Here is a 25582-nt window from a genome sequence, read left to right as displayed (position 1 = left end):
AGGACACCTACGCTCCCCCGCATGACCCCTCAGCCCAACCCCCAGGCCGGCGCGGCCGTGAAGGCCGCCGACCGTGCGCACGTGTTCCACTCCTGGTCCGCGCAGGAGCTCATCGACCCGCTCGCCGTCGCCGGTGCCGAAGGGGCGTACTTCTGGGACTACGACGGCAGGCGGTACCTGGACTTCAGCAGTGGGCTGGTCTTCACGAACATCGGGTACCAGCACCCGAAGGTCGTCGCGGCCATTCAGGAGCAGGCCGGGCGGATGACGACCTTCGCGCCCGCCTTCGCCGTGGAGGCGCGGTCGGAGGCCGCTCGGCTCATCGCCCAGCGGACCCCGGGCGATCTCGACAAGATCTTCTTCACCAACGGCGGCGCCGACGCCGTCGAGCACGCCGTACGCATGGCCCGGCTGCACACCGGGCGGCCCAAGGTGCTGTCCGCCTACCGCTCCTACCACGGCGGCACCCAGCAGGCCGTGAACATCACCGGCGATCCCCGCCGCTGGCCCTCCGACAACGGCACCGCCGGGGTCGTGCACTTCTGGGCGCCCTATCTCTACCGGTCCAAGTTCTACGCCGAGACCGAGGAGCAGGAGTGCGCGCGGGCGCTTCAGCACCTTGAGGACACCATCGTCTTCGAGGGCGCCGGCACCATCGCCGCGATCATCCTGGAGACCATCCCCGGCACCGCCGGCATCATGATCCCGCCGCCCGGCTATCTCGCCGGGGTGCGCGCACTCTGCGACCAGTACGGGATCGTCTTCGTCCTGGACGAGGTCATGGCCGGGTTCGGGCGGACCGGTGAGTGGTTCGCCGCCGACCTGTTCGACGTCGTGCCCGACCTGATGACCTTCGCCAAGGGCGTCAACTCCGGCTATGTGCCCCTCGGCGGTGTCGCGATCTCGGGTGCCATCGCCGAGACGTTCGCCACTCGCCCCTACCCCGGCGGCCTCACCTACTCCGGGCACCCCCTCGCCTGCGCCGCCGCCGTCGCCACGCTCACCGTGATGGCGGAGGAGGACATCGTCGGGCAGGCCGCCCGCACCGGCGAGAACATCATCGGCCCGGCGCTCAGGGAGCTGGCCGCGCGTCACCCGAGCGTCGGCGAAGTCCGCGGCACCGGTGTCTTCTGGGCCCTGGACCTCGTACGGAACAAGGAGACCCGGGAGCCGCTGGTGCCGTACAACGCCGCCGGTGAGGCCAACGCGCCGATGGCCGCGTTCGGCGCCGCCGCGAAGGCGAACGGGCTGTGGCCGTTCATCAACATGAACCGCACCCATGTCGTCCCGCCCTGCAACGTGACGGAGGCCGAGGCCAAGGAGGGGCTCGCTGCCCTGGACGCCGCGCTGGCGGTCGCCGACGAGTACACCGACAACCACACCGCATAAGGGCGAATACCCGGGCAAGTCGGGTAAGCGCACGGGAAAGTATCCCTGGAACCCGAACGCGTAAGGTGACGTGCTCGTAGACATATGCGAGTAGTCATCCACACGCGTGAAGGGGGAGGGCCCGGACATGCCCGCCAGCAGCGGCAACGGCGCCGTGACCCGCAGCACCCTGCGACAGCAGATCGCGGACGCGCTCCGCGACGAGGTGCTGGCCGGCCGTCTCCAGCCGGGCCAGGAGTTCACGGTCAAGGAGATCGCCGAGCAGTACGGCGTCTCCGCGACGCCGGTCCGCGAGGCCCTGGTCGATCTGTCGGCCCAGGGCCTGCTGGAGGCCGACCACCACCGTGGCTTCCGGGTGCACGAGTACTCGCTCGCCGACTTCCGGGGCATGATCGAGGCCCGCGGCCTGGTCACGGACGGCATGTTCCACGGCTTGGCGAAGGGTCTGGCGGCCGGTCCTGCGGGTGGTGGAACAGGCAGAGGTGCAGGCGGTCGCATGGGTGGGTTCGCCAGTGACAGCCCGGGGCCGCGCGGTTTCTTCGTCCGCGTCGGCGACCCCCGCGCCGCCGCCGCGCTCGCCGGTGTCCGCCGCCGGGGCGAGGAGGCGCGCCGCGCCGCCACCGCCGGTGAGCTGAACATCCTCATCGGCTACGACCTGCGCTTCTGGCGCGAACTCGGCGCCCTGTTCGGCAACCAGTACCTCACCGACTTCCTGCACCGGCTGCGCGTCCAGTCCTGGGTGTGCGCGGTGCAGCACCTGCGCCGGATCGCCGATCTGCGCGGGCATCTGTGGTCCGACCACACCGAGGTCGTCGACGCGCTGACGCGCCGCGACCTCGCCGAGGCGCACCGGATAGTGGACGCGTACGACGCGCACTCCCTCGCCCTCATCGAAGGCCTGGCGAACGGCCCCGCCGGTCCCGCCGGCCACTCCGACCTCGCCCCCGACGGAGGCGAGGACAAGGAGAAGAAGCAGAACGAGAACGACAACGAGAAGGACGACGGCGTCACGGCGGCCGCGGGCGACGGGGGCAACGGGGGCACGGCCGGATGAGTGCTCCCACCCGTACCACCGGCACCCTCGACCTGACCGTCGTCGTTCCCGCCTACAACGAGGAGCAGCGGCTCGGCCCCACCCTCGCTGCCATCACCGGTCACCTCCAGGAGAACGAGGGCCGCTGGGGCGCCTGGGAGGTGGTGGTCGTCGACGACGGTTCCACGGACGGCACCCGCGACCTCGTCACCGGCCTCGCCGACCCCCGCGTCCAGCTCGTCACCAGCCCCCGCAACCGGGGCAAGGGCAACGCCCTGCGCCTGGGGGTCGCCGCCTCGCGCGGCGCCCGCGTCCTGGTCACGGACGCCGATCTGGCGGCGCCCATAGAGGAGCTGGAGGTACTGGACGAGGCGCTCACCGAGGGGCACGCGGCGGCGATCGGCTCCCGTTCCGTGCCCGGCGCGACGATCGAGCACCACCAGCACCGGGTGCGTGAACTCCTCGGCCGGGCCGGCAACTTGCTGATACGCAGGGTCGCCGTCCCCGGCATACGGGACACCCAGTGCGGCTTCAAACTGTTCGACGGCGACCGCGCCCGTACGGCGTTCGCCGCGTCCCGGCTCAACGGCTGGGGCATCGACGTCGAGGTCCTCCAGCACTTCCGCCGCGCCGACTGGCCGGTCGCCGAGATCCCGGTCCGCTGGGCCCACCAGTCCGGCTCGAAGGTACGCCCGCTGGACTACGCCCGCGTCCTCGCCGAGCTGGCGGCACTCAAGGCGCGCGCGCTCCGCCCGGCCGACCTCCTCGCGGTCACCCTGTTCCTCCTCATGGCGGTCGCCCTGTACGCGGGCCGCTGGGTCGACCCGGCGGGCCGCTACCTCCCGGACTCGCTCCAGGACCAGAACCAGTGGGAGTGGTTCTTCGCGGTCACGGCCGACAACATCAGCCACTTCCGCAACCCGCTCTTCACCGACCTCCAGGGCTTCCCCGACGGCGTGAACCTCATGGCCAACACGGTCATGCTCGGCCTCTCCGTCCCCTTCGCGCCGATCACGCTCCTCGCCGGCCCGGCGGTCTCCCTGGCCCTGGTGATGACCCTGGGCCTCGCCGTGACCGCGACGGCCTGGTACTGGCTGATCGTGAAAAGGGTCGTACGGCAACGGGGTGCGGCCTTCGCCGGAGCGGCCCTGGCGACCTTCGCGCCCCCGATGGTCAGCCACGCCAACGCGCACCCGAACTTCGTCATCCTCTTCATGATGCCGCTGATCATCGACCGCGCCCTGCGGCTGTGCGAGGGCGCGCGGGTCAAGCGCGACGGCGTGATCCTGGGCCTGATGGCGGCGTACCAGATCTTCCTCGGTGAGGAGCCGCTGCTGCTGGCGGCGATGGGGATGGGCCTGTTCGCCCTCGCCTACGCCGTCGTACGCCGGGAGGTGGCGAAGGCCGCCTGGCGCCCGTTGCTGCGCGGCCTGCTGATCGGTGGCGCGGTCTGCCTGCCGATCGTCGCCTTACCGCTGGCCTGGCAGTTCTTCGGACCGCAGAGCTACAAGAGCGTCCTGCACGGCGACAACGCGGGCAACAGTCCGCTCGCGCTGCTCTCCTTCGCCGAGCGCTCCCTCATCGCGGGCGACCGCGACCGGGCGAACGCGCTCTCCCTCAACCCCACCGAACAGAACGCCTTCTACGGCTGGCCGCTCGTCCTCCTGGCCTTCGCGATCGTCGTACGGATGTGGGAGCGCACGGCGGTGAAGGCGCTCGCCTTCACGGCGGTCGCCGCCGCCTTCCTCTCCCTGGGCCCCGAGTTCCGCATCCCGCTGACCGACACCGTCCTGCCGGGGCCGTGGGCGCTGCTCGCGAAGAAGCCGCTGTTCGAGTCGGTGATCGAGGGCCGGGTCGCGATGATCTGCGCACCCGCGCTGGGCATGCTCGTGGCCATCGCGGTGGAACAACTGGCGGCCACCCGCCGCCTGTCCACGCAGTACTTCGGCACACTGGCCGTCCTTCTCGCCGTGCTGCCGATCGTCCCGGCCCCGCTGAAGTCGGTGGAACGCACCGCCGTGCCCCCCTTCATCGCGGACGGCGGGTGGAAGTCGTACGTCGGGAAGGGCGAGTCGCTCGTGCCGGTGCCGTTGCCCGATCCCGGCAACGCGGAGTCGCTGCACTGGCAGACGGCGGCCGACCTCGGCTTCAAGCTGCCGGGCGGGTACTTCAACGGGCCGTACGGCGAGGAGCGCGTCGGTATCTACGGTGCCTCGCCGCGCTTCACCTCCAACATGCTGCGGGACGTGCGTTACACGGGCGTCGCGCCGACGATCGGCGCCAACTGGCAGGCGCAGGCGAAGAAGGACTTCGCGTACTGGCGGGCGGGCGTGCTGGTGCTGGCCCCGCAGACCAACGACGGGGTGCTGCGCGAGACGCTGGAGAAGCTGACGGGCAAGCCGGGTAAGTGGACGGGCGGGGTGTGGGTATGGGACCTGCACGACGGGTCGTGAGCCGCCGGGAAGCGGTCGGCTTCCTGACCTGTTCCTGACCTGTTCCTGTCGGTGTCTGGCCAGTCGTGCAGGGGACCGACCCGCCCCCGACCCATTACGCTGCCCTGACTGCTTTGCCCACGGTGCCTGACCGCCGCCTTCGACGATGCGAGGAGTCCTCCTTTGGCCTGTGACCTGTGGCTGGTCCCACTCGTCGACGTGCTGTGTCACACCCCCGACAACCCCTTCGCCGAGGAACTCGCCCTCTACGACAAGGTGCTGGGCGAGGCAGGACTGCCACCTGTGCCGGTGTACTCGTACATGCCGGGGCTGTCCGGCGACGTGGCCCCGATCGCGGGCTTCGACTACGACGCGCTGCACTTCCTGCGCCGTGCGTATCTCCTCCAGGTGTGCGGTCTGCCGGTGACGCCGGTGGGCGAACTGGGCGGCGACTACGAGCAGTTGCTGGAGATGTTCGAGGCGACCGCCCAGCAGTCGCACCTGGTCTGGCACTACGACCACGCGGGCGCCTACGTCCCCGTGGACTTCCCGCACCCACTCTCGAGCGACGAACTCCTGGCAGGGGGCGGCCCGTTGGGCTCGTCCCAAACCCTGCTCCGGGAGCTGGAGTTCGTGGCCCCCTCGCTCGGCATCAACCCGGCGAACCCCCCGCTGGCCCCGGCCCCGCCGCTGACCCCCACGTCACTGGAGGAACCGGCGGCACCGGCCCCGTTCGACGACAGCCCGTTCGCCCGGGAACGGCATGTGTGGCTGGGCCTGAACGCGGCGGCGACGCGGAGCCTGGCGCAGGGGTCGATGATCGTCTTCAGCTGAGCGGCGGCAGCCGGCGCCGCGCTCGGCGGAACCGGGCGCTCAGTGGATCTGTGCGTGCGCTCAGCGAATCTGGGAGAGACCCTTCTGCAGGTCGTCGGCGTTCATGATGGGCGTGAACGAGACCTTGGCGTTGAACTGGGTGAAGAACGGCTCGGCGGTGGGCGGGATGTCGGAGCTGTCCTTCATGTCGACGACCAGCCAGCAGGTCCGGCAACCGTCCTCGGGCCCGAAGTACGCGGCCTCCGGCTTGAGGTGGTCCAGGGTCTCCTTCATCAGCTCCGGCAGCTTGCCGCTGCGTATGGCCTCGTTGGCCTTCTCCGTGTCGAACTGCGCCTTGATCATGACGCGCATCGCACTCACCTTCTCCTCGCCTGGCACCTTGAGCGCGCATTTTGTGCTTTTCCACCCTATGCCCGGTATAGGCGGTTGTCGCGCACACGCCCGAGGCCCGCACCCCCCTCGGGCGCGGGCCCCCTGCCTGGAGCTACCTCTGACGCGGCAGCCTGAGGGTCCGCACGAGAGGCATATCCGCGTACAGATCGGGGTCGACGGTCAGCACGCGCCGCCCGTTCGGCCAGTCCACCGTCGGGCGGGACAGGTGGACCGCGTGACCGAGCCGCCACTCCACCCCGTCACGCAGCAGCGCGCCCACGGTGGACGCGCCCGCGAAGTCCAACTCGACGATCTCGACAGCCGGCAGGGCGCCGATGTGCTCGGCCAGCCCCTTGCGCATGCCATCGGCGGCGGCGAGGCAGAGGGCGGGCACGTACACGTGCCGGGTGGGCCCGTGCTCGGTGTTCGACACGAACTGCGAGGCGAGCGAGTTGCCCGACCCGAGCGCCAGCAGCGCCGACTCGTCGAAGACGACACCGGTCGATCCGGCGGGTCCGGCGGGACCGGCGGCTCCAGGACTTCCGCCTCCCTTTGTGGCGCTCACAGGCTCTCCACCTCCTGTCCGGCCTCCAGGTCCTGCCACACCTTCTCGACCCTGTCGTGGTCCTCGTCGGTGAGGGTGACACCGAAGTGCGTCTCGCAGTACGCCTTGGTCTCCTCGTACCGCTTCCGCAGCTCCTCCTGCGTGGGCGTGGCCCCCGCCAGCTCGGCGATCAGGTCGCGCATGGTCATCCCGCGTTCACGGGCGAGCACCATGAGGCGGTCACGGACTGCGGGGTCGACCTTGACGGTGGTGTCAGCCATGACGACAGTATACCGCCGGTATACCGTCGTAGGCCGCTCAAGCAATGCGGTCATCCTGTTTCCTTCCGGGTGGGTTGACCCGGCCACGCGGACGCACGGCCGGGAGTCTGCGTGCGCCTACGCGGGCGCGGGCCGCCCCTGCAGCAGCGCGCGGGCCAGCGCCCCGCCGCGTCGCGCGGCCTCGCGGTAGCCGCCGGAGGCACCTGGCTTGCGGATCTCAACGGTCGTGACAGGCACGGCCGTTGACCCAGCCGACTCACCAACGGCAGCGGCTGGATCTGCCGGAGCGGCCGGAGCAGCCGGGCACTTGCGGCGCAGGCGGTCCTCGACGATGGCGCGGGGCGAGTACAGCGGCGACGGCAACCCCTGTGTCAGGGCTGCGCGGACCTGGGCGCTGCTCGCCCCGGCCGCCCACCACTCCTCGACCAGCGGCGCGAGCCGCAACGCCTCGGCGGCACCGAGGGCCAGCCGGGGATCGGTGCGCCTGAGCGAGCCGAGCAACCGCGCGGCGAGCGCGGTGCGTTCGCCGGGCGGAGCCTCGGACTCGCCGGGTGGCACTTCGGCCCCGGCCTCGGTCCCCGCCGACGGCGCGTCGGCCGACGGCGGGGAGGGAGGTTCTTCTTCCCTGGTTTTTTCTCCCGAAGGGAGAGCTCCCGAGGCCACGGATTCCGACTCACCGGAGGCCCGGTTCTGAACTTCTTCGGATTCACCCGCAGGGGGCTCGTCCTCGTACGGAGTGTCGAACACCTCGTACACCGTGGAGAATTGCCCGGACTCCTCGTCCTTGCGCACCACCCGCCGCAGATACCGGGATTCCTCCAGCTCATGCAGGGCGGCGGCGATCCGAGCCCGCCCTTCCTTGCGCTGCTCGGCGAGGGTGCGGATGGTGGCGCGGGCGCCGTTCGGAAGGCTGAGGAGGTACGTCAGTACGCCTACCGCACACCAGGAGAGACTCCGGTCGCGGAGAAGGGCGTTGGAGAAGACTGAAAAGGCGCGCGTGGGCGTCGTACGATGAATCCGCATGGGGAGGTGCAATCTCTCGGTGCCGAGCCCCCGGGTGTTGGCGCACCGCGGGGGTCTTCTTGTTTCCGTGACTCTAAGGGCACGCAGAGCGACGAATGCAAGCTGAACGGGCTTTTCCCGGGCGGAAGTTCGCGTTCTTCACTCTTCGGGGTGAAGCGCCGCCTTCAAAAGCAACGCGTGTACGAAGTGATCTCTCCCCGTCGGCCGATAACGCCAAGTCAGCGGCCATGTCTGGCCGTTGAGCGCCGGGACGGGGATGTAGGCGATGCGGCCCGGACCGGACGCGAGACGGGTGACCCCGGGCGGCCAGATCCGGTGGGACGTCGCACCCGCGGGCACGAGGAAGTAGACGGCACGATTCCCGTTCGCCTCCTCCACGACCGGCCCGGGCGCGCCGCCGGTCATCCGCGCCAGCCGGTCCGCCGCCGCCCTGCCCTCGTCGCCGTCCACCCGTACCGCGTCGAACTGGACGCCCGCCTTGCGGAGTTGGATGCCGGTGGGCGGGACCCAGTCGGGAATGTCAGGGATCAGCAGGGGTTCGTCGAGGTTTACCTCGTCACTTTCCGTGTTCATGGGAACAGTTTGAGTGGCCGGGTCTAGCTTTTTCCATAACTCTGTGTCGAGCATACGTAGCTGTCGGAATTCGGCGCGGGTCGGTGGTGACCAGTTGAGTTCGGTTGAGTTCGGGAGTGACCGGATGGCGAGTTCGGGCAACAAGGTGGAAGCGGGCGGCACGGCACACATGGTCGCCGCCCTCGCGAAGGCCCTGCGCGAGCAAAAGGGGTACACGCAGGAGGAGTTGGGCAAGCTGATCGGCTACACGGCATCGGCGATCAGCGCGATGGAGACGTGCGCGCAGCCCGCCAGCGACAAGATGCTCGTCAAGCTGGAGGAGGTGCTCGGGGGTGGGCTGGGCGTCTTCGAGAAGGCACGTAAGTGGATGCTGCTGGAGAAGTATCCGGCTCGGTTCCGGGGAGTCGCGGGGCTGGAGCGGGGCGCGGTCACGATCTCCTCGTACGAGAGCTTCGTCATCGACGGCATCTTCCAGACCGAGCCGTACGCCCAGGCACTCATCCGGGGCGGCTTTCCGACGGTCTCCGATCAGAAGCGCGACGAACTCGTCGAGGCTCGGCTCGCCCGCCGGGCACTCTTCGACCGCGACCCTGCCCCGATGATCGAGTTGATCCTCGAAGAGACCGTGCTGCGGCGGCCGTTCGGCGACTGGGACATCATGCGCGGGCAGTTGCGCTCGCTCGCCGCGGACGCACAGAGGGAGAATGTGTGTCTGCAAGTACTCCCACTGGACCGCGGCCTGCGCGGATCGCATGCTGGTGCCCGTGGCCCTATGAAACTCCTCGTCACTGAGGACCACGACCACGTCGTCTACATGGAGATCGAGGACCAGGGCATCCTGGTCAGCGATCCACCCGAGGTGGCCCAACTCGCGCACCGCTATGCGAAGATCCGATCACAGGCCCTGAGTCCCGACGACTCACTCAGCCTCATCGAACGGTTGGCAGGAGAGGAACCATGAGCAACGCCAATGCACTGCGGTGGTTCAAGTCCAGCTATAGCGACGACGGCGGCGGTAACTGCGTCGAAGTCGCCTACGCCTGGCGCAAGTCGACGTACAGCGACAGCGGTGGCGGCAACTGCGTGGAGATCGCCCCCTGCCCCCACACCCCCACCGCCGCCATCCACATCCGCGACTCCAAGAACCCGGCCGGCCCGAACCTCACCGTCACCGGCGAAGCCTGGTCCGCGTTCGTCGCCCGTACCGCCTGAGCCACGGCAGCGTTGCTAGGTTGCCGGCATGTCTTCTGCACTCGTTGTCGGTTACGACCCGCAAGCGATACCCGGCGTCGACGGGAAGGCGCTTCGTACGGCTCTCGACGCGGAGTTGGCCCGGTTCGGCGAGCATGGCATCGACGCGGCCATGACGCTGGTCGTGTTCGATGAATCAGCCGAGTCCACTCTCGTCACATCGCTGACCGAGCGCCCGTGGGATGTCGTGGTCGTCGGAGGCGGAATCCGCAAGGCCGAGCAACTGCTGCCGCTCTTCGAGCAGATCGTGAACCTGATCCGCCGCCATGCGCCCCAGGCCGCCATCGCGTTCAACACCAGCGGCGGGGACAGCGTCGAGGCGGCACAGCGGTGGCTTTGAATTCCGCCTGTCCGACTGGCCGGGTTCGTTCTCAACACAGCGGCCGACCTGCTCTGCGATTACCACCACGCCTGGATCGGTGGTGGGAAGTGGTTGTCAGGCCGTTATCTGGACCTCTTGCGAAGATCACCCGGGCTGATCTGGTCTTCTACCTCGCTGACAGTGTCAGCACGGTATGCATTCAGCAGGAGTTCAACTGCTGCCCCCGGGGCTCCTCGGCAGGTCGGACGCGACCAGTTCGGCAGCGCGCGCTGGGTCGCCGTCCGCGCACTCGAGCAGAGCCTCGACGGAGTAGCCCGAGGACCCGAGGGTGGCGGCGAGGCCGAGGGACAGGCCGTAGTCGAAGCGCTCCATGTAAACGGCGGCGTCCAGGTCGGGGCGGAGGCGGTGGAGTGCGCACATCAGGTCCCAGGCAGAGGCGTCCAAGTGGGCCCGCCGCATCGGGTCGCAGGCATTCACGGCAGCGGTGACTCCGGCGTCTCCGGGCTCGTACCTCAGCAAAGCCGGCAGTAGTTCGGGGATGCCCATGATCGCGGCCGCGCTGAACGTGAGGACGTGCGCGCCCTCGGGGTTGTCCAACAGTTCCGCCAGCAGCGGGACGACGCGCAGGTCGTGTCGCCGGGCGAGTCCGCGGATGCCTTCCTCGCGGGCATCCGCATTCTCGTCGGTCGTCCGTTCCCAGAGCGCGGTGCGGATCGCGGGGCTGTCGACCTCGGCCTGGAAGCCCAGCGTGAACGTCGCCCAGTTGCGGACCTCAGGGTCGTCGTCGCGGGTCAGTGTGATGAGTGCGCGGATGTCCGGCCCGTCCGGCAGTCCGGTGGTGACCCCCGCAAAGGAGCTGGCCACTCGCTGGCGGACCTCGGCGTCGGGGTGGCCCGCGAGGGCGGCGAGGACAGGGACGGCGCGCTGGTCGTACGTCCTCTCGATCGCGCACACCAGGGACGACAGCACGCGGCCCTCGGTCTCCCGCTCCGCGAGCGCGACCAGCGCGGCCGCCGTCTCGGCGCGGACCCCTTCGTTTTGATCGCTCGCGTGGCCCAACAGGTCACAGCCCGTCTCACGCTCGGCCGGGTCATCCGAACCCATCAGCTCCAAGCCGAGCGGCAGCGACCTCACCCCGTCAACTGCCGCCCGCCGCAGCAGCGTCCCGTACTCGTCCCAGTCATCCGTTTCCTCGGCAACACGCGCCGCCGCCAGTGCCTGACCGACCAGTTCCGCCACCGTGCCCGCTTCCATCCGGGCATTCTGGCGCACGAGTCACGAATACGCGCGGGAGTTGTCACCAGCTCAGTCCAGCCGCCGCGCCAGCACCCCGACCGCGGTCTCATCCGGGAGGGCCAGCAGGGCATCCAGCTGACGCGGCGTCATCGCTGCCGCCAGTGGATACAACATGTTGTTCGCAAGATGTTGTTCGCAAGATGTTCGAATAGTGCTTTCCAGCGGCCCGTACGGCGTCACATAATGTTCTGCTGCCGACGAGTGATCGCTGGGGCCTGGCATCTGGGGCGCTGCGCACGGCGTGTGTGCGCCGGGGTGGCGTATGGGCTGTACACCAGTACGCCGTGATGTGGCGCGCGGGCCGAGACGCTCGGTGGCAGATAAACCATCATTCTTTGGGGGGCTTTCCATTGAGTTCTCGCACGCGCCGCAATCTCGCGGCGCTCACGTCGGCTGCCTCGCTGGCGGCCGGCCTGCTCGGTGCCGTGGCACCGGGCGCGCAGGCCGCGACCGGTGGTGTGACGCCCGGTCAGATCGGTCTGTACGGGGGTAGCACCGGCATCGCGATCGTCAACCCGGACGGGAGCGGCCTGCGTTCCGTCCCCAACATCCCGAACTACGGCTACACCCCGAACTGGGCGCCGGACGGCAGCCGCCTGGTGGCCGGAGAGAGCCAGTTGGTCACCGGCCGGGTCACCGGCAGCACCGCGCCCCTCACCCTGCCGTGGGCGACGGGGGTGCGCCCAGGTAGCGCGCCCTACGCGGACCCGACGTTCTGGCAGAACGGCCGGTACGTGGTGTTCAGCACCGGCGGCCAGCTCGTCTACGGGCCGTCGGACGCCTCATGGGCGCCGGAGCCGTTGCTGACGAACGCCCAGGAGCCGTCGACGGTCTGCGACGTGCACCCGACGGCAAGCCCCACGGGCACCCTGGCCTTCGAACGGCGCAACAACTACGGCTGCTTCACGGACAGTCCGAGCATCTGGAAGTTCGACCCCGTCACCAAGACGCTGAAGAAGATCATCACGTCCGGTTCCTCACCGGTGTTCTCGGCGGACGGCAGCAAGCTGGCCTTCACGCGCGTGGTGGACGACTGGACGCAGCTGTTCACGGCCGAAGCGGACGGCACCAACGTCCAGCAGGTGACCACCGACGCGTCCGATCACCTCGCCCCGAGCTGGGACCCCGCCGGCGGGCGGATCGCCTACGAGGCGCACAGCTCGCACGCCGGCTGGTCCGACGATGTGCAGACGGTGCGGATCCTCGACCTGGGGAGCGGGACATCCACCCAGCTCACCGGGGCGGGCAAGGGCAGCAAGCCCGCGTGGCAGCCGCTGCGGAAGAACATCCTGGCCCGGATCTACGGCACCGGCTCCATCGGTATCGACGGGGCCGCGTCCCGCTGGACGTTCGACAAGTCGGGCGGAACGCATGAGCCCGACCTGATCACCGCCCGGTCCGCGGTTCTGGTCAACAAGGGCAATGCCACGTACTCGGCCCCGGCGATCGCGCTGGCCGCCGAGAAGCAGGGTCCGGTCCTGCTGACCTCCGGGGGCCGGCTGGACTCCACCGCGGCCACGGAACTGAAGCGCTCGCTTCCCAGGGGCAGCGCCGTCTACCTCAACGGCGGCACCCGCGTCCTCGCCTCCAACGTGGCCAACCAGGTGCAGGCGCTCGGCTACAAGCCGGTGCGCCTCGACGGTACGGACCTCTCCGGATTGTCGGTCAGGGTCGCCAAGCAGATCACGACGGCCCCGAGCTGGATCTTCGTCGCCGACGGCAAGGAGTACCACGATCCGATCGCCGCCTCCGCGGCCGCCGGGTCGCTGGGGTACCGCGGCAAGGGCGTGGTCCTGCTGACGAACGGGCAGAGCGTTTCCGCCTCGGTCAGGAACTACCTGAACGCCCTGAACCCGAACACCACGGGGCTGGTGACGGTCGGCTACAACGCCGGCAAGGCGATCGAGAACGTGACCCTCAACAAGGTCTGGAACTTCTGGAAGATCGGCGGCAAGACGCACGAGGACGTCGCCGCCAACCTGGCCCGCTTCTGGTGGACCTCGCCGACGTGGGCCACCGTCCAGGACACCTGGTCCTGGCAGAACGCCGTCGCAGGCAGCGCGGTTTCCGCCGGCTACGGCCCGGTGCTCTGGTCCGCCCGGGCCACGCTCTCGGCGCCGACCGCGTACTACCTGAGCCAGCGGGCCGCGAGCATCTCGGTGGTGCAGACCTTCGGCGGCAGCACGTCGTACCCGCCGGCCAACCGCACCGGCATCGGTTCCGCGATCGCGGCGAGCAGCGCCTGGACGTCCACCATGTGGGCGGCGGGCGGTGTGGTGCCGGCGACGGCTGCCACGGCGCGGTCCTCCCGGGTTTCGGCCCTGGCCTCCTCCGTCGACAGCGCCCGCCCGACGACCACCCCCACGGTGATCCCCGGCGAGCACCTGCCGACACCCGACGCGCACAGCGCCCGCTAGGCCGACAGGGCCTGGTCAAGGCCTGGTCAGGGCGGCGACGACCCGAACACGCCCAGGAGCCCGACGGCTCCTGGGCGTGCGGCGCGTCCAGGGGCCTCGCCTCGATCCTGACCCGCTGGACCGCGGCAACGCCGACCGGGAACTCCTTGAGTGCCGCAGGGGGCAACACCGGCCTCGGGGCTGGTGAGTTCGCATGTTGAGGTGTCAGTGCTCTGTGTCATTATGCGGACGCGTCCCAGGGGAGCGGGCCGCGGTCTACTGATTGCCAGGGGGTTGGGGATGGGCGCGGGTACGGGTACGGGGCCGGACGGCTCGTCCAGGTCCGACGAGGAGTGGGAGCGGTTTCTGCGGGAGTCGGTGGCGGGTGCCGCCGACGCCCCCAAGGAGCCGTCGGCGCGGGCCCGCGACGTGGCGAAGCGGCTGCACGCGGAGCCCGACCGTGGCCCGGAAGGTTGGCGCAGCTACACGCCCGCGCAGCCCAAGCGGCGCACGGGCTGGTACGTGGTCGGGCTGCTGGCCTCGCTGATGCTGCTCGTGGTGGCGCTCGCGCCGGGGCCGATACTGGACCTGTTCGCCGGCGACGACCCTGCCTCCCCGCCGCTGGCGGCCGAGACCGCCCGCCCGACCCAGGCGCCTCCGACGGAGGCGGCTCAACGCCCCACTGTGGACAGGCCGTTCCGCGGTTCGCCGGCGGAGAGCTGGGCGAGCGGAGCAGCGGGGATCACCGTGCCGAAGGCCAAGGCGGTCGGCTGGATGAGCGCGGCCGAGGTCGAGCGGGCCCTCGCCCGCAGCCGGGACTTCCTCGTCGCGTCCAACCTGGACCGTGGGGTGCTGCGGGGTGAGCGCCCCGAGACGGCGATCGCGCTGATCAACCCGCACCAGAAGGACGTCCAAGACCTTCTGAAATCCGCTTTCCGGGCCCCGAGCGAGGAGAACGACCCCCTCCTCCTGGTCAGCCGCTTCCAGCCCTCCCGTATCCGCCTGGTCGGCGATGTCGTGAAGACGCGGGGCCTGCTCAGCTACCGGGAGGGCAAGCGCGGCGCGCTCCAGGTGACCGCCGACGTCACCTTCGTCTACCCGGTCACCCGCGCCGTCGCGGGCGGCGACGGGGACGAGATCGTGCGCACCATCGTCCGGCGCGAGCTGATCCTGAGCTGGGACGACCCTGACAAGGTGATCACCGAGCCGGGCACGTTCTCGATCGTCTCGTACAAATACGACATGACCAACGGCGGCTGCGGCACCACCACGGGCTACCTCACCCCGCCCTTCGGCACGGACCGCCAGGTGGAGGAGACCGGCACGGCGGTCGACCCGTACGACCGCAGCGCGCCGATCAGGCGGAGCGAGTCCGCTGGGGACGAGTGCGGGACGGCGACGCGGTCCTAGCGCGGCCTGGCTGGTGGCTGGTTGCCGTCCGCGCGGCAGCAGGGTGTTGGCGTCGGGGAGGGGGCGCCGCCACCAAGTCGGCCACGACGGCTGGGACGACAGGGACGACTGGGACGGCTGGGACTCACTGGGCGGGCCTGTCCACGCGTATCAGCGTCTGCTGCCCGTTGGCGACGAGCTTCCTCTCACCGCCGCCCCTGCCTCCGTACACCTCCAACTGGCAGACGGTCAGGGTACGTCCGGACTTCAGCACGGTCCCGATCGCCTCCAGGTAGTCGCCCGCGGCGGGGGCGAGCAGGTTGATCTTGTACTCGACGGTGAGGATGTCGGAATCCTCGGAGACCAGCGTGAGCGCGGCGTAGCCGCCGGCACTGTCCGCGACGGCGCTGGTGGCGCCCGCGTGGACGTAGCCGTGCTGCTGGGTCACCTCAGGGCGGGCCGGGAGCACGATGTGTACGCGGCCAGGGCCGATGTGGGTGAGGCGTGCGCCGAGGTGGGCCATGAGGCCCTGGCTGTCGAAGCTGTCCTGGACGCGCTTGCGGACCGTGGGGCTCACCTGTTCCTGCTGCGTCTGGTCTTCCACGTACGCGCTCTCCTTCGGGTCCGTGTCGGGTGGAGGGGGCGGGTTCCTCAGCCGGCCAGGCGTTCCACCAGCAGGAACCCACCGATGGCGATCATCATGGCACCGCTGCTGCGGGTGACGACCCGTGCTGCCGAGGGCCGGGCCTTCAGGACCGTGCGCGCGAGGACGCCGACGGCGAGGTGGACGACGGCGCACGCAGCCAGGTGCATCGCGCTGAGCAGGACAGGCCACCGCCCGAGTAGGCCAGACGAGCAGAGCCGTCTCTCCATACGTCGTCTTGTATCGAGCATTTGACACAAGATTCCGACCGAGGCATCTTGTACCCACCGCTTGATACAAGATGATCTGGGGGGATCTCCATATGCTCGACATGCTCGACACCGTCCCGCTCCAGTCCCGGTTCCTCGACCATGCCGAGTACTACGCCCGCTGGTCCGGTCTGGCCATCGGCATCGTGGTCGCGCAGGCCCTGTCCACGCTGGGGGACATCGAGTTCGAGCAGCGCGTCGTGTTCTGCATCACAGCCTTCGGCCTGTGCGCGGTGGCCGGTGTCCTGCTCGCCGACGCCCTGACCCTGCGCCCCCAGGAAGCCGTACGCACCGCGAGTCTCGCCCCGCGCCTGGTCAGAAACCATGTGCCGCCACGCATGGGCCCCCTGATCGCCCTCCAGGGCGTCTCCCTCGTCGCCCTGCTGGTGATCACGGCCGCCACGGCCTCCGTCGACCCCGACCGCATATTCAGCACGGGCAAGGTCGCCCACGTCACCTGCAACGGAATGCGCGCGGCCCTCGGCCCCTGGCCCGGCCTGTACTACAGCCTCCCGATGTTCGGCGCACTCGCCGTCGCCACCCCCACCTGCGTCTGGGCCCTGCGCCGCATCGCCGACGGCCCGGGCGAGGAACAGCAGCGACGCGACCGCGCGTGGGCGGTCACCGGGGCCTGGGGCCTGCTGGTGTCGAGCCAGCAGCTGTACGCCGTACTGATGGTCTCCGTCTCGCTGACGGAGACGGGCTGCGCCGGCGGGCTGGGTGCCCTCACCTTCTGGGTGTTCTACCCCCTGGCCCTGCTGAACCTGTTCACCGTCGGCTGGTCCCTGGTCACCGTGGTCGCCCCCCGCGCGGTCGAGGACGAGACGGCCAAGGGCGGGACCTACAACGATGAGTGACCCCGCCGTCCGCGTCGACACCACCAGCCAGGTCCCGCCGTACGAGCAGATCCGCGCCCAGCTCGCCGCGCTGATCGTCACCGGTCGGCTGACCGAGGGCGAACGGCTGCCGACCGTGCGCCAACTCGCCACCGACCTCGGTCTGGCGCCGGGCACCGTGGCCCGCGCCTACCGCGAGCTGGAGGCCGCAGAGCTGATCCGTACCCGCCGTGGCGCGGGCACCCGGGTCGCGGCGCTCCCGTCCGAGCCGCACCCGCACAATGTCGACCAACTCACCACCCTGGCCCGGGACTTCACCTCCGCCGCCCGAGCGCTCGGCGCCGCCACCGAGGACATCCTGACCGCCGTCCGCGAAGCCTTGGACCCGGGGCCCGCCTCCTCGTCGGCCACCGTCGGCGGCGGAGCGGGGGCCCCAAGAAGGCCGACGTCGGCGCAAGTCGCGGGAGCGAGGAACAGGCCCGATTAGCAGGCCGAGGCTCGCCCTCACCGGCAAGACCTGGGCCGCCGCGTTCCTCCCCGTACCCGTCCCTCGATCCCGACCGCCCGAACCACGGTTCCGCCGGTTCAGAGGCTGCGGGCGGTGATGTCGCCGTAGCTGGTGGTCGCCTGGATGTTGAGCTGAGCGGCGGCGCCGTCGGTGTTCTGGAGTGCGTTGCTGATGCGGCCGTAGGAGGTGCCGGCGTCCAGGGTCGCGGAGACTCCGCGGGCGGCGCCGACCGTGATCTCGCCGGACTCGGTGCGCAGGGTGACCGTGCCGCGTACGGCCTCGGTGATGCGGAGGTCGCCCTTCAGGGTGCGGAGTTCGCCGGGGCCACCGAGGCGGCCGACCGAGATGTCGCCGGCCTGGAGGGTGAGGCGGGCACTGTCGGTCTCGTCGAGCTTGACGGTGCCCTGCGCGCACTCGTAGGTGACGTCGCCGAGGCGTCCCACGCCCCGGAGTTCGGCACTGGCCGCCTTCGCCTCGACGCGGGAACCGGCGGGCAGCTGGACGGTCACCTCGACGGATCCCGACTGGCCGAGGATGCGGTTCTTCGCCGGGGCGGCCTCGATCCGCAGGACGCCGTCGTCGTAGGAGACCGCGATCTGCTCGGCCGCTTTCACGTCGCGGCTCGACGAGGCGCTGGAGGGCAGGACCTCGACGGTGGCGTCGGTGCGGTCGGCTGCGATGAACCGGATGCGCCCGGCGGGGATGTCGAGGACGGCGGTGATGGGGGCGGTGGTGTCGAACTTCTGCATCGTGCGCTCCTTGGGCTGGTTGGCCGGCCGATCGGCCGGCTTCACTCCGTCGTTTCGAACAATGGAAAAGCTACGTTGCATTCGAAGATCTAGCAACGAACTCGTTGCGCATTATTGGCATCATTGCAGCTCAAAGCCAGGATTTCATTGCAATGGTTTCCGGTTTAACGCAACAACGGAGGTCGCACTCGTTGCAATGCAATGGAGGTGAACGCTATGGTTGAGGCGCCATCGACCAGCAGCGACCACAAAGGAGACCGCGATGCCGGGAGGCAGGCTCAGCCAGCCCGAACGTCAGCAGATCGCGCTGGGGCTGGCCGACGGCCTCGCCTACGCGGAGATCGCCCGGCGCCTGGAGCGTCCGACCTCCACCGTCACACGTGAGGTGATGCGCAACGGCGGCCCCACCGCCTACCGCGCCGACCTGGCCCACCGCGCCACCGAACGCCGCGCCCACCGGCGCAGGACCACCACACCCCGGGGGCCACAGGCACCGACGCCTGCCTACGGACGTGACGCCGAGGCCGTACGGGAGTACGAGGAGGTGTTCACCACCGTCCTCACCGCGTCGGGCATGCCCACGATGATGTCCCGGGTGATGACCTGCCTCACCCTCACCGACTCCGGCAGCCTCACCGCGTCGGAACTCGTCCAGCGCCTCGACGTCAGCCCGGCGTCCGTGTCCAAGGCGATCGCGTTCCTGGAGAGCCAGGGCATGGTCCGCCGGGAACCGGGCGAACGCCGCCGCGAGCGCTATGTCGTCGACGACGACGTCTGGTACGAGTCGATGCTGGCCAGCGCCCGCGCCATCGCCCAGATCGTCGGGATCGCACAGCAGGGCGTCGGCGTCCTCGGCTCCGGCACCCCGGCCGCCGCCCGCCTGGAGAACATCGCCCGCTTCCTCGACTTCGTCTCCGAGAGCACCGTCCGCGCCGCCGAACAGGCCCGCGAGGTCCTCCACACGAAACCCGTAACGGCCTCGGGCGGCAGCACCGAGCCACCACGAGAAGACCGGTGACGAAGTCCCGTCCTCAGGCGCTCAATTGCCCTGTCCTGCCTATCGAGTGACGAGTCGTCAGCCATCCGCTCGCGCCCGGCCCGAGACGGACCTCACTCGGGCCGCGGAACCCAAGGGACCGCAGTTGGTCCCCGTGACGGGGGGACATCGTGATCGCGACGGCGGTCGCGGCCTCGTCGTCGACGGCGCGCAGGCCCGGGGCCAGCAGGTCGGCGGCCACGGTGTGGTCCCAGGCGCTCGTGTCGTCCAGCGCGCCGACGATGAACACCTTCCAGTGCGGCAGGTCGGGGCCCACGTCCTTCAGCCACATCGGCAGGACCGGGCAGTCCTTCGGGTCGGCGGCGAGTTCACGGGCGAGCAGGCTGCTGAAGCGGGTGTCAGGGGGCTCGGACCCGACGCCGGGCGGCAGCCAGACGGCCGCCGCGAGAAGCCCGCCGTCCGGCCGCTCGGCCACCCATATCCGGCCCTCTTCGAGGGCGTAGTGGGCCAGCACCAGCCGCATGGCGCTCTGCGTCCGCGCCCAGTCCGGAGCGACGAAGTCGCCCGAGGGCGAGGGCGAGGGCCGAGGCGACGCGATCATGCGCACGACTGCGGGCACGTCCACCAGTCCCGCCGCGCGCACGGTCCTCCAAGGACGCAGTTGCAGAGTCGCCGTGGCCGGCAGGGGCGCCATGGCAGGCGGAGTCGTCACGTCGGTCACAGTCGGTGCGGCGGTCAGCGTCGTCACGGCAGTCACAGTCGGCGTGGCGGCCAGCGGCGGCACGGCGGTCAGGGTCGGCATGGTCGTCGCGGTCGTCATCTTCGTGTTCTCCATTTCAGGCCGCCCGGCTGGTGCCGGTGAGAATCCGGGTGGGTCGCAGGTGCGGTACGCGTACGTCGAGGCGGACGGGACGATCGTGCCGCGACCCGGACTGGGGCTGGGACGGGGACTGCGGCTGGGGCTGGGGCTGGCTGAGCAGCACCACACCGCGGGCGGCTGTCACCGCGCCCGCCAGAGCGAGCAGGGTGCCGGTCGCTCCGTATTGGAAGCCCTCGCCGAGCAGGGCGACGCCGATGGCGGACGCGGCGACCGGGTTGACGAGGGTGAGCAGGGCGAGAGGGCCGCCGAGGCCGCTGCTGTACGCCTTCTGGGAGAGCAGCAGCCCGCCCGCGGCGAACCCGACGGTGAGGACCACGACCACCGCCGCGCTCCACGACAGCGTCGCCCCGACGGCGAGCTTCTGGGCCAGCGTGGAGCCGACCCCGGAGGCGATGCCGGAGGCCGCCGCGAAAGCCAGGCCGGCAAGGGAGGAGCGGCCCGAGGCCAGCCGTATCAGCGTCGCGATGAGGGCGGCGGCGGCGAGCGCGACCACCAGCACCTCGGTCGTACTCAGGGTGCTGTCCGGCCCGCTGCCCGAGGCGGTGACGGTGAGCAGTGCGGTCAGCCCGAAGAGGGTCAGGGCCATACCGCGCCACTGCGTGCCCGACGTCCGGCGGCGGGCGACCAGCGAGCCCAGGGGCACCGCCACCACGAGGGTCAGTACACCCAGCGGTTGTACGAGGCTCAGCGGGCCGTATCGCAGGGCGACGACGTGCAGCAGCGCGCCGCCGGCGTTGAGGAGGACCGCTCCCCACCACGAGCCCCGGGCGAGCGCCCCGCGCAGACTCGCCGTTCCGGCCGCGGTCCGCTCCTGGACCACGGCGGCCGTGGCGTAGCAGAGCGCGGAAACGAGGGAGAGAGCGACAGCCAGGAGCACTGGAGAGGTCGTCATCACATATTCCCATCGATACGAAACGGTTTCGTACCGACAAACTACGGGGGTCTCGATCGAAACGCAAGCGTTTCTTTAGTGCCGGGAGATCCCGGGAGGTGTCGGGAGATCCCGGGAGGACGACGGGAGACGGAGAACTGGCTTGCTGCTTACCGCTGTGTCCAGACGGGGGTCCAAGCCTCGCTGCCAGAGCGGCCGGACTGTGTGGAGCCGAGGTAGTCGCGGAGTGCGGTGAGTGCGGGGTGTGGATTGTCGCGGCGCCAGATCAGTGAGTGCGGGTAGACGGGCGTCGGGTCGGTCACCGGGATACGGCGCAGGTCGTGGCCGGCGGGCCAGACGAGACGGGTCTGCTCCCCCATGAAGGTGGCCAGGGCCGGGGTGTCGGCGACGGTGTCCAGGAGCGCGTCGGAGCCGAAGTTGGGGCCGGTCGCCTCGATGGTGAGACCGAACTCGGCGACGAGGTCGTCGTAGTAGGCGGCCCACTCGGTACCGGGGACGATGCCTGGCATCCAGATCCGGTGCCCGGCGAGCTGAGCGACGGTCACCGACCGGGCGCCCGCGAGCGCGTGGGCGGGGCCGGTGAGGAGCTGGAGCGGCTCGTCGAGCACCCGGACGGACTCGATGTCCTCGGGAAGGGGCCTGCCGGGCACGCCGACGGCGCGAAAGGACGCGTCGATCGCACCGGACCGAACGGCGGCGACGGCTTTCTCGATGTCGAACAGCCACACCACGTCGAGTTCGATCTCGGAGTGCGCGCGGTGGAAGCCGCGCATCAGACCCGACGCCGCACTGCGCGAGGCAAGCACGTCGACGCGCAGCGGACGGCTCCCGGTACGTACGGACGCGACCGCGCGCTCGGCGACGCGCAGCAGCTCGCGCGCGTGGGGCAGGAACGCCTGCCCGTCGATGGTGAGTTCGGCGCCGCGCGCAGTGCGGGTGAACAGCCGCACGCCGAGGTTGCGCTCCAGCGCGGCGATGCGCTTGGAGACAGCCTGCTGGGTGACCGCCAGCTCGGCGGCGGCTTCCTGGAACTGCCCCGCGTCGGCGGCGGCGACGAAGGTCCGGGCGGTGTCGATGTCCACGCCAATGCACCCTAGTGCACAACGTTTGGTTGTGACTCCCCAGCAGATTGGTTGTTTGACCTGCTGTTGTGCCGCCAGCTTTGCTCTTACCGGTCAACGTCGGTTCGTGCGGTCGGGACATCAAGGGGTGCGCTGAACGTGGTGGGCAGGAGACAGTTGGGCCGGCAGTTCGGGTGGCTGTGGGCGGCGTACGCGGTCAGCACGTTCGGCACGCGGCTCGCGTTCGACGCGTTCGCTCTGATCGCGATCCTTGTGCTGCACGCCGGGCCGACCGCGGTGTCGGGGCTGGCGGCGACAGGGCTGGCGGTGGGGGCCGCGGTGGCGGTGCCGCTCGGGCCGTGGGTGGAGTATCGCCGCAAGCGGCCGGTGATGGTCACGATGGACCTGACCCGGTTCGCGGCACTGCTGAGTGTCCCCGCCGCGTACGCACTCGGCCTGCTCAGTTTCGTCCAACTCCTGGTTGTGTCCGTCGTCGTCGGTGCAGCCGACATCGCCTTCAACGCGGCCAGTGGCGCGTATCTGAAGGCGCTCGTGCGACCGGAGGACCTGCTCGTCGCGAGCGGACGATTCGAGTCCACGGCCTGGACCGCCACCGTGCTCGGACCGCCGGCCGGCACAGCCGCGATCGGGTTGTTCGGCCCGGTGATGACCGTACTGGCCGATGCGGTCAGCTATCTGCTCTCGGCCGCGGGGATTCGTGCGATCGGCGGCCATGAGCCGCCCCCGGTGCGCACCGGTGCGCACCGGGGGCGGCTCCGGTTCGGCGACCTGCTCGAAGGGTGGCGGTACATCCTGGCCCATCCGGCCCTGCGCCCCCTGTTCTTCAACACGGTTCTGGTCAGTGGCCTGATCATGGCGACCTCGCCGCTGCTCGCCGTCCTCATGCTCGGCGACCTCGGGTTCGCCCCCTGGCAGTACGGCCTCGCGTTCGGCCTCCCCTGCGTCGGGGGCATCATCGGCTCACGGCTGGCCCCCCGACTCGTCACACGGTTCGGACGGCACCAGGTCATGCTCACCGCCGGGACACTGCGTGCGTGCTGGTCGCTCGGGCCGGCCTTCATCCGCCCCGGCGTGGCCGGGCTCGTGCTCGTCATCGCGGTCGAGTTCGGACTGATCACCTGCATGGGCGTGTTCAACCCGGTGTTCGCCACCTACCGGCTCGACCGGACAGCGACGGACCGGATCGCCCGAACCCTGTCAGCCTGGTCCGTCACCAGTAAGGCAACTGTCGCGGCCATGACCGGGCTGTGGGGCCTGCTGGCCGGCATCACGGGCCCCCGCACCGCAATCGCCGTCGCCGGCCTTCTCATGCTGGTCACCCCCTTCCTGCTCCCTCGACACGACCACACGCCGCACCACGAGCGAGAGTTGGCCCGGAGCCCAAGCCCAACGTGACACGCCGCCACCCGCCACCCGCCACCCGCATATCGGTAATGAGGCGTCGGCCGGTTCCGCAGGCGTGGAATACCGGGTTACGGGCAGGCCCCGACGGCCCCGATGCCGGGCCGCCCGAGCCACCCCACTCCCCTCCCTCAGGCGGGGAAGACCGCCGTCCCGCCCTGCGTCAGCTTCCAGTTGGTGACCGCGAAGTCGGCGGGGTTCAGGGTTCCCTTCGTCGTCACGTAGTCGATCATCAGCTGGCGGATCTCGTTGGTGGAGCTGTACGCGATGTCGGCGGCGGCGATGTGCGGGTAGCCGCTGCCGCCGTTGGCGCGGTAGTTGTTCACCGCCACGACGAACACCTGGTCGTCCGTGACCGCGTTGCCCTTGTAGCTGAGGTTCTTGATCCGGGCCCCCTCCGCCGCAGCGATGTCGATGTCGTACTCGACGCCCGCCGCCGTGTCGTACATGTAGTCCCAGAAGTTGTTGGCGTTCGTCAGCGTCGCGGTGTCGACCGCCGTGCCCGCCGGCACCTGGTGGTAGTACTTCGCCGCGAACTCCAGGTAGTCCTTGAGCTGGGCGCCGGTCAGCTTCTTGCCGTACAGGGTGTTGTCGTAGATGTAGAGCCCGGCCACGTCGCGGATGGTGACATCCCCCTTGGGGATGTCCGCGCTGCGGCTGAAGGGCGCGGCGACGGAGATGAGCGGGAGGGCGGCGTCCGCGGTCGACAGGCCGGTGGCCACGGTGGCCATCTGGACCTGGTGGATGAAGTCCATGACGGGTACGTCCTTCCAGCACGCCTCCGCCGCCGACAGGTCCGCCGTACACGTACCGACGGCGGTGTTGACGTACTTCACGACGAGATCGTGGTCGGCCTTGAGCAGCTTGGTGATGTGCTCGTCCTCCTCGACGCCCTTGGGGTCGAGGGTCTTCGCCTTCGTGCTGGTCACCTTCCACTGGCCGCGCTCGAGTTCGAGCTCGAAGTCGAAGACGGTCAGGCGCATGCCGTAGCAGTACGGCTCGGAGAGGATCACGTCCTTGCCGGTCGCCTTGTTGGTCACCGTGTAGGAGGACACTTCTGTGTGCGTGTGCCCGACGAGGATCGCGTCGATCCCAGGCACCTGCTCCGCCACCAGGTTCGACGCGTTCTCGACGTACGGCAGCTCGTTCCCGTACGACGAACTGCCGTCCAGGCCCGAGTGATCCGTGAGGAAGACGACGTCGCAGCCGAGGGCACGCATGCGCGGGACGTACTTCTTCGCCTGCTCGACGAGCCCCGTGAACGACATCTTCCCGGCGACGTTGTCCTTGTCCCACAGGGCGATTCCGGGGTTCGTGAGGCCGAGGATGCCGACCTTGATGTCCGGTGCCCCGGGGACCCGGATGTGCTTGACGGTGTACGGCTGGAAGGCGGGCCGGAGCGTCTTCGCGTCGAGCGCGTTCGCGGCGAGGAGCGGGAAACGGCACTGGCTCTCGAACTTACGGAGGGTGTCGATGCCGTAGTTGAACTCGTGGTTGCCGAGGGCGGCGGCGTCGTAGCGCATGGCGTTCATGGCGACGGCCATGGGGTGCTCGGGGGCCTTCTTGCTGGTCGCGCTGCCCGTGATGGGGTCCACGCGCGCGTAGTAGTACGCCAGTGACGTGCCCTGGATGATGTCGCCCGCGTCGACGAGCAGGACGTGGTCCGCGCCCTTCTCCGCGCGCTGCTGCTTGATGAGGGTGGCCACACGGGCGACGCCGACCGAGTTGCCGGCCTTGTCGGTGTAGGCGGCGTCCGTGTAGTAGTCCCAGTCGAAGACGTGACTGTGCAGGTCGGTGGTACCCAGGATGGAGAACGACCAGGTGCGGGGCGGCTTGCAGTGCGCGCTGTCGACACGGTCGGCGGCCTGCGCGGGGGCTGCCGCGACGGTCCCGGCGGCGGCCACGGCGGCACCGGTGACGGCCGACTTGTGCATGAACTGGCGGCGGTTCAAGGGCGAGATGGGCATGGGGGAGCTCCTGAGCAGTCGGTGGCTACACGCGTAGATCGTGGCGGCACACCGGCCCTCCAGGAACCAAGAGCAGGCCATGACAGGCCATGTCCCGGTCAATTCGACCGAAGGGGAGCGAAGGAGGCTCCGCTCAGGGGGCCTGCTCTGCGGGCACCCCTGCAGGTTCCCACCCCTCTTTGCTCATACGGTAGCCACAACAAGAAATCTTCACTCTATTTCG

At 69.9% G+C, this 25582-nt stretch carries 26 protein-coding genes; 13 read left to right on the top strand and 13 right to left on the bottom strand.

The window, feature by feature from the left end; translation table 11 throughout:
- Positions 1 to 21 precede the first annotated feature (21 nt).
- The 4 genes from OG734_RS25985 (at position 22) to OG734_RS25970 (ending at position 5688) form a co-directional block, all read left to right on the top strand.
- Positions 22 to 1389 (top strand): aspartate aminotransferase family protein, encoded by a 1368-nt coding sequence (locus OG734_RS25985; protein WP_330289896.1) that lies wholly within the window; start codon positions 22 to 24, stop codon positions 1387 to 1389.
- 127 nt (positions 1390 to 1516) lie between these two features.
- Positions 1517 to 2443, top strand: coding sequence for a GntR family transcriptional regulator (locus OG734_RS25980; protein ID WP_443064909.1), 927 nt, complete (start codon positions 1517 to 1519; stop codon positions 2441 to 2443).
- Positions 2440 to 4875 (top strand): dolichyl-phosphate beta-glucosyltransferase, encoded by a 2436-nt coding sequence (locus tag OG734_RS25975; protein ID WP_330289895.1) that lies wholly within the window; start codon positions 2440 to 2442, stop codon positions 4873 to 4875. The genes OG734_RS25980 and OG734_RS25975 overlap by 4 nt, the downstream gene beginning before the upstream one ends.
- 162 nt (positions 4876 to 5037) lie before the next feature.
- Positions 5038 to 5688 (top strand): hypothetical protein, encoded by a 651-nt coding sequence (locus OG734_RS25970; RefSeq protein ID WP_330289894.1) that lies wholly within the window; start codon positions 5038 to 5040, stop codon positions 5686 to 5688.
- A 60-nt stretch (positions 5689 to 5748) separates the two neighbouring features.
- On the opposite strand, the gene OG734_RS25965 is transcribed toward OG734_RS25970, so the two are convergent.
- From OG734_RS25965 to OG734_RS25945, 5 genes are all read right to left on the bottom strand, one after another.
- Positions 5749 to 6039, bottom strand: a complete 291-nt coding sequence (locus OG734_RS25965) for a DUF3303 family protein (RefSeq protein ID WP_330289893.1) — start codon at positions 6037 to 6039, stop codon at positions 5749 to 5751.
- A 133-nt stretch (positions 6040 to 6172) separates the two neighbouring features.
- Positions 6173 to 6625 (bottom strand): hypothetical protein, encoded by a 453-nt coding sequence (locus tag OG734_RS25960; protein ID WP_330289892.1) that lies wholly within the window; start codon positions 6623 to 6625, stop codon positions 6173 to 6175.
- Positions 6622 to 6885, bottom strand: a complete 264-nt coding sequence (locus tag OG734_RS25955; RefSeq protein ID WP_330289891.1) for a hypothetical protein — start codon at positions 6883 to 6885, stop codon at positions 6622 to 6624. Before OG734_RS25955 ends, OG734_RS25960 begins: the two co-directional genes overlap by 4 nt.
- A gap of 117 nt (positions 6886 to 7002) precedes the next feature.
- Entirely contained in the window at positions 7003 to 7908 is a 906-nt protein-coding gene (locus OG734_RS25950; protein WP_330289890.1) for a hypothetical protein, read from the bottom strand.
- 138 nt (positions 7909 to 8046) lie between these two features.
- The gene (locus OG734_RS25945; RefSeq protein ID WP_330289889.1) at positions 8047 to 8481 is read right to left on the bottom strand and encodes a hypothetical protein; all 435 of its coding nucleotides are present in this window, start codon (positions 8479 to 8481) and stop codon (positions 8047 to 8049) included.
- Positions 8482 to 8605: 124 nt separating this feature from the next.
- On the opposite strand from OG734_RS25945, the gene OG734_RS25940 reads away from it, so the two are divergent.
- Genes OG734_RS25940 through OG734_RS25930 form a run of 3 tightly spaced genes read left to right on the top strand, consistent with a single transcriptional unit; the run spans position 8606 to position 10072 of the window.
- Positions 8606 to 9442, top strand: a complete 837-nt coding sequence (locus tag OG734_RS25940; protein ID WP_330289888.1) for a helix-turn-helix domain-containing protein — start codon at positions 8606 to 8608, stop codon at positions 9440 to 9442.
- Positions 9439 to 9693 (top strand): DUF397 domain-containing protein, encoded by a 255-nt coding sequence (locus OG734_RS25935; protein WP_330289887.1) that lies wholly within the window; start codon positions 9439 to 9441, stop codon positions 9691 to 9693. The genes OG734_RS25940 and OG734_RS25935 overlap by 4 nt, the downstream gene beginning before the upstream one ends.
- Positions 9694 to 9721: 28 nt before the next feature.
- Positions 9722 to 10072 (top strand): hypothetical protein, encoded by a 351-nt coding sequence (locus OG734_RS25930; protein WP_330289886.1) that lies wholly within the window; start codon positions 9722 to 9724, stop codon positions 10070 to 10072.
- A gap of 192 nt (positions 10073 to 10264) precedes the next feature.
- Here the strand turns inward: OG734_RS25930 and OG734_RS25925 are convergent, their stop codons facing one another.
- Complete coding sequence (locus tag OG734_RS25925; protein WP_330289885.1) at positions 10265 to 11308, bottom strand: HEAT repeat domain-containing protein; 1044 nt, start codon at positions 11306 to 11308, stop codon at positions 10265 to 10267.
- Between the two features lie 392 nt (positions 11309 to 11700).
- Between OG734_RS25925 and OG734_RS25920 the strand changes: the two genes are divergently transcribed.
- Positions 11701 to 13767 carry a cell wall-binding repeat-containing protein gene (locus OG734_RS25920; protein WP_330289884.1) on the top strand — a complete coding sequence of 689 codons (2067 nt, stop codon included), beginning with the start codon at positions 11701 to 11703 and terminating at the stop codon, positions 13765 to 13767.
- Between the two features lie 279 nt (positions 13768 to 14046).
- Positions 14047 to 15156, top strand: a complete 1110-nt coding sequence (locus OG734_RS25915; protein ID WP_330289883.1) for a hypothetical protein — start codon at positions 14047 to 14049, stop codon at positions 15154 to 15156.
- Positions 15157 to 15280: 124 nt separating this feature from the next.
- On the opposite strand, the gene OG734_RS25910 is transcribed toward OG734_RS25915, so the two are convergent.
- Together OG734_RS25910 and OG734_RS25905 are read right to left on the bottom strand one after the other, a co-directional pair.
- Entirely contained in the window at positions 15281 to 15739 is a 459-nt protein-coding gene (locus tag OG734_RS25910; protein WP_330289882.1) for a PaaI family thioesterase, read from the bottom strand.
- A 47-nt stretch (positions 15740 to 15786) separates the two neighbouring features.
- Positions 15787 to 15948 (bottom strand): hypothetical protein, encoded by a 162-nt coding sequence (locus OG734_RS25905; protein WP_443064908.1) that lies wholly within the window; start codon positions 15946 to 15948, stop codon positions 15787 to 15789.
- Between the two features lie 152 nt (positions 15949 to 16100).
- Here OG734_RS25905 and OG734_RS25900 point away from each other — a divergent pair, with 152 nt between their 5' ends.
- Both OG734_RS25900 and OG734_RS25895 read left to right on the top strand, forming a co-directional pair.
- Positions 16101 to 16904, top strand: a complete 804-nt coding sequence (locus OG734_RS25900; protein ID WP_330289881.1) for a hypothetical protein — start codon at positions 16101 to 16103, stop codon at positions 16902 to 16904.
- A complete protein-coding gene (locus OG734_RS25895; RefSeq protein WP_443064907.1) occupies positions 16897 to 17370 on the top strand; it encodes a GntR family transcriptional regulator in 474 nt (157 codons plus the stop codon). The genes OG734_RS25900 and OG734_RS25895 overlap by 8 nt, the downstream gene beginning before the upstream one ends.
- A gap of 98 nt (positions 17371 to 17468) precedes the next feature.
- Here the strand turns inward: OG734_RS25895 and OG734_RS25890 are convergent, their stop codons facing one another.
- Complete coding sequence (locus OG734_RS25890; protein WP_330289880.1) at positions 17469 to 18140, bottom strand: DUF4097 family beta strand repeat-containing protein; 672 nt, start codon at positions 18138 to 18140, stop codon at positions 17469 to 17471.
- Positions 18141 to 18402: 262 nt separating this feature from the next.
- Here OG734_RS25890 and OG734_RS25885 point away from each other — a divergent pair, with 262 nt between their 5' ends.
- The gene (locus OG734_RS25885) at positions 18403 to 19158 is read left to right on the top strand and encodes a GbsR/MarR family transcriptional regulator (RefSeq protein ID WP_330289879.1); all 756 of its coding nucleotides are present in this window, start codon (positions 18403 to 18405) and stop codon (positions 19156 to 19158) included.
- A gap of 13 nt (positions 19159 to 19171) precedes the next feature.
- On the opposite strand, the gene OG734_RS25880 is transcribed toward OG734_RS25885, so the two are convergent.
- The 3 genes from OG734_RS25880 to OG734_RS25870 form a co-directional block, all read right to left on the bottom strand.
- Positions 19172 to 19957, bottom strand: coding sequence for a hypothetical protein (locus OG734_RS25880; RefSeq protein ID WP_330289878.1), 786 nt, complete (start codon positions 19955 to 19957; stop codon positions 19172 to 19174).
- A 16-nt stretch (positions 19958 to 19973) separates the two neighbouring features.
- Positions 19974 to 20909, bottom strand: coding sequence for a hypothetical protein (locus tag OG734_RS25875; RefSeq protein ID WP_330289877.1), 936 nt, complete (start codon positions 20907 to 20909; stop codon positions 19974 to 19976).
- Between the two features lie 149 nt (positions 20910 to 21058).
- A complete protein-coding gene (locus tag OG734_RS25870) occupies positions 21059 to 21991 on the bottom strand; it encodes a LysR family transcriptional regulator (RefSeq protein ID WP_330289876.1) in 933 nt (310 codons plus the stop codon).
- Positions 21992 to 22129: 138 nt separating this feature from the next.
- On the opposite strand from OG734_RS25870, the gene OG734_RS25865 reads away from it, so the two are divergent.
- Positions 22130 to 23386: an MFS transporter gene (locus tag OG734_RS25865; protein WP_330289875.1), complete on the top strand. Its 1257-nt coding sequence runs from the start codon at positions 22130 to 22132 to the stop codon at positions 23384 to 23386.
- Positions 23387 to 23523: 137 nt separating this feature from the next.
- On the opposite strand, the gene OG734_RS25860 is transcribed toward OG734_RS25865, so the two are convergent.
- Positions 23524 to 25359 (bottom strand): bifunctional metallophosphatase/5'-nucleotidase, encoded by a 1836-nt coding sequence (locus OG734_RS25860; RefSeq protein ID WP_330289874.1) that lies wholly within the window; start codon positions 25357 to 25359, stop codon positions 23524 to 23526.
- Positions 25360 to 25582 lie beyond the last annotated feature (223 nt).

Source organism: Streptomyces sp. NBC_00576 (assembly GCF_036345175.1).
Lineage (GTDB): Bacteria > Actinomycetota > Actinomycetes > Streptomycetales > Streptomycetaceae > Streptomyces.
The sequence above is the reverse complement of the archived record's forward strand: the minus strand, read 5'-3'. Positions and strand labels throughout refer to the sequence as shown.

What these genes read in the sequence shown, in the direction of transcription:
- OG734_RS25985 (WP_330289896.1), top strand. Translation starts at nt 22, where the DNA reads ATGACCCCTCAGCCCAACCCCCAGGCCGGCGCGGCCGTGAAGGCCGCC.
- OG734_RS25980 (WP_443064909.1), top strand. Translation starts at nt 1,517, where the DNA reads ATGCCCGCCAGCAGCGGCAACGGCGCCGTGACCCGCAGCACCCTGCGA.
- OG734_RS25975 (WP_330289895.1), top strand. Translation starts at nt 2,440, where the DNA reads ATGAGTGCTCCCACCCGTACCACCGGCACCCTCGACCTGACCGTCGTC.
- OG734_RS25965 (WP_330289893.1), bottom strand. Translation starts at nt 6,039, where the DNA reads ATGCGCGTCATGATCAAGGCGCAGTTCGACACGGAGAAGGCCAACGAG.
- OG734_RS25955 (WP_330289891.1), bottom strand. Translation starts at nt 6,885, where the DNA reads ATGGCTGACACCACCGTCAAGGTCGACCCCGCAGTCCGTGACCGCCTC.
- OG734_RS25950 (WP_330289890.1), bottom strand. Translation starts at nt 7,908, where the DNA reads ATGCGGATTCATCGTACGACGCCCACGCGCGCCTTTTCAGTCTTCTCC.
- OG734_RS25945 (WP_330289889.1), bottom strand. Translation starts at nt 8,481, where the DNA reads ATGAACACGGAAAGTGACGAGGTAAACCTCGACGAACCCCTGCTGATC.
- OG734_RS25940 (WP_330289888.1), top strand. Translation starts at nt 8,606, where the DNA reads ATGGCGAGTTCGGGCAACAAGGTGGAAGCGGGCGGCACGGCACACATG.
- OG734_RS25935 (WP_330289887.1), top strand. Translation starts at nt 9,439, where the DNA reads ATGAGCAACGCCAATGCACTGCGGTGGTTCAAGTCCAGCTATAGCGAC.
- OG734_RS25930 (WP_330289886.1), top strand. Translation starts at nt 9,722, where the DNA reads ATGTCTTCTGCACTCGTTGTCGGTTACGACCCGCAAGCGATACCCGGC.
- OG734_RS25925 (WP_330289885.1), bottom strand. Translation starts at nt 11,308, where the DNA reads ATGGAAGCGGGCACGGTGGCGGAACTGGTCGGTCAGGCACTGGCGGCG.
- OG734_RS25915 (WP_330289883.1), top strand. Translation starts at nt 14,047, where the DNA reads ATGGGCGCGGGTACGGGTACGGGGCCGGACGGCTCGTCCAGGTCCGAC.
- OG734_RS25905 (WP_443064908.1), bottom strand. Translation starts at nt 15,948, where the DNA reads ATGCACCTGGCTGCGTGCGCCGTCGTCCACCTCGCCGTCGGCGTCCTC.
- OG734_RS25900 (WP_330289881.1), top strand. Translation starts at nt 16,101, where the DNA reads ATGCTCGACATGCTCGACACCGTCCCGCTCCAGTCCCGGTTCCTCGAC.
- OG734_RS25895 (WP_443064907.1), top strand. Translation starts at nt 16,897, where the DNA reads ATGAGTGACCCCGCCGTCCGCGTCGACACCACCAGCCAGGTCCCGCCG.
- OG734_RS25890 (WP_330289880.1), bottom strand. Translation starts at nt 18,140, where the DNA reads ATGCAGAAGTTCGACACCACCGCCCCCATCACCGCCGTCCTCGACATC.
- OG734_RS25885 (WP_330289879.1), top strand. Translation starts at nt 18,403, where the DNA reads ATGCCGGGAGGCAGGCTCAGCCAGCCCGAACGTCAGCAGATCGCGCTG.
- OG734_RS25880 (WP_330289878.1), bottom strand. Translation starts at nt 19,957, where the DNA reads ATGACGACCGCGACGACCATGCCGACCCTGACCGCCGTGCCGCCGCTG.
- OG734_RS25875 (WP_330289877.1), bottom strand. Translation starts at nt 20,909, where the DNA reads ATGACGACCTCTCCAGTGCTCCTGGCTGTCGCTCTCTCCCTCGTTTCC.
- OG734_RS25860 (WP_330289874.1), bottom strand. Translation starts at nt 25,359, where the DNA reads ATGCCCATCTCGCCCTTGAACCGCCGCCAGTTCATGCACAAGTCGGCC.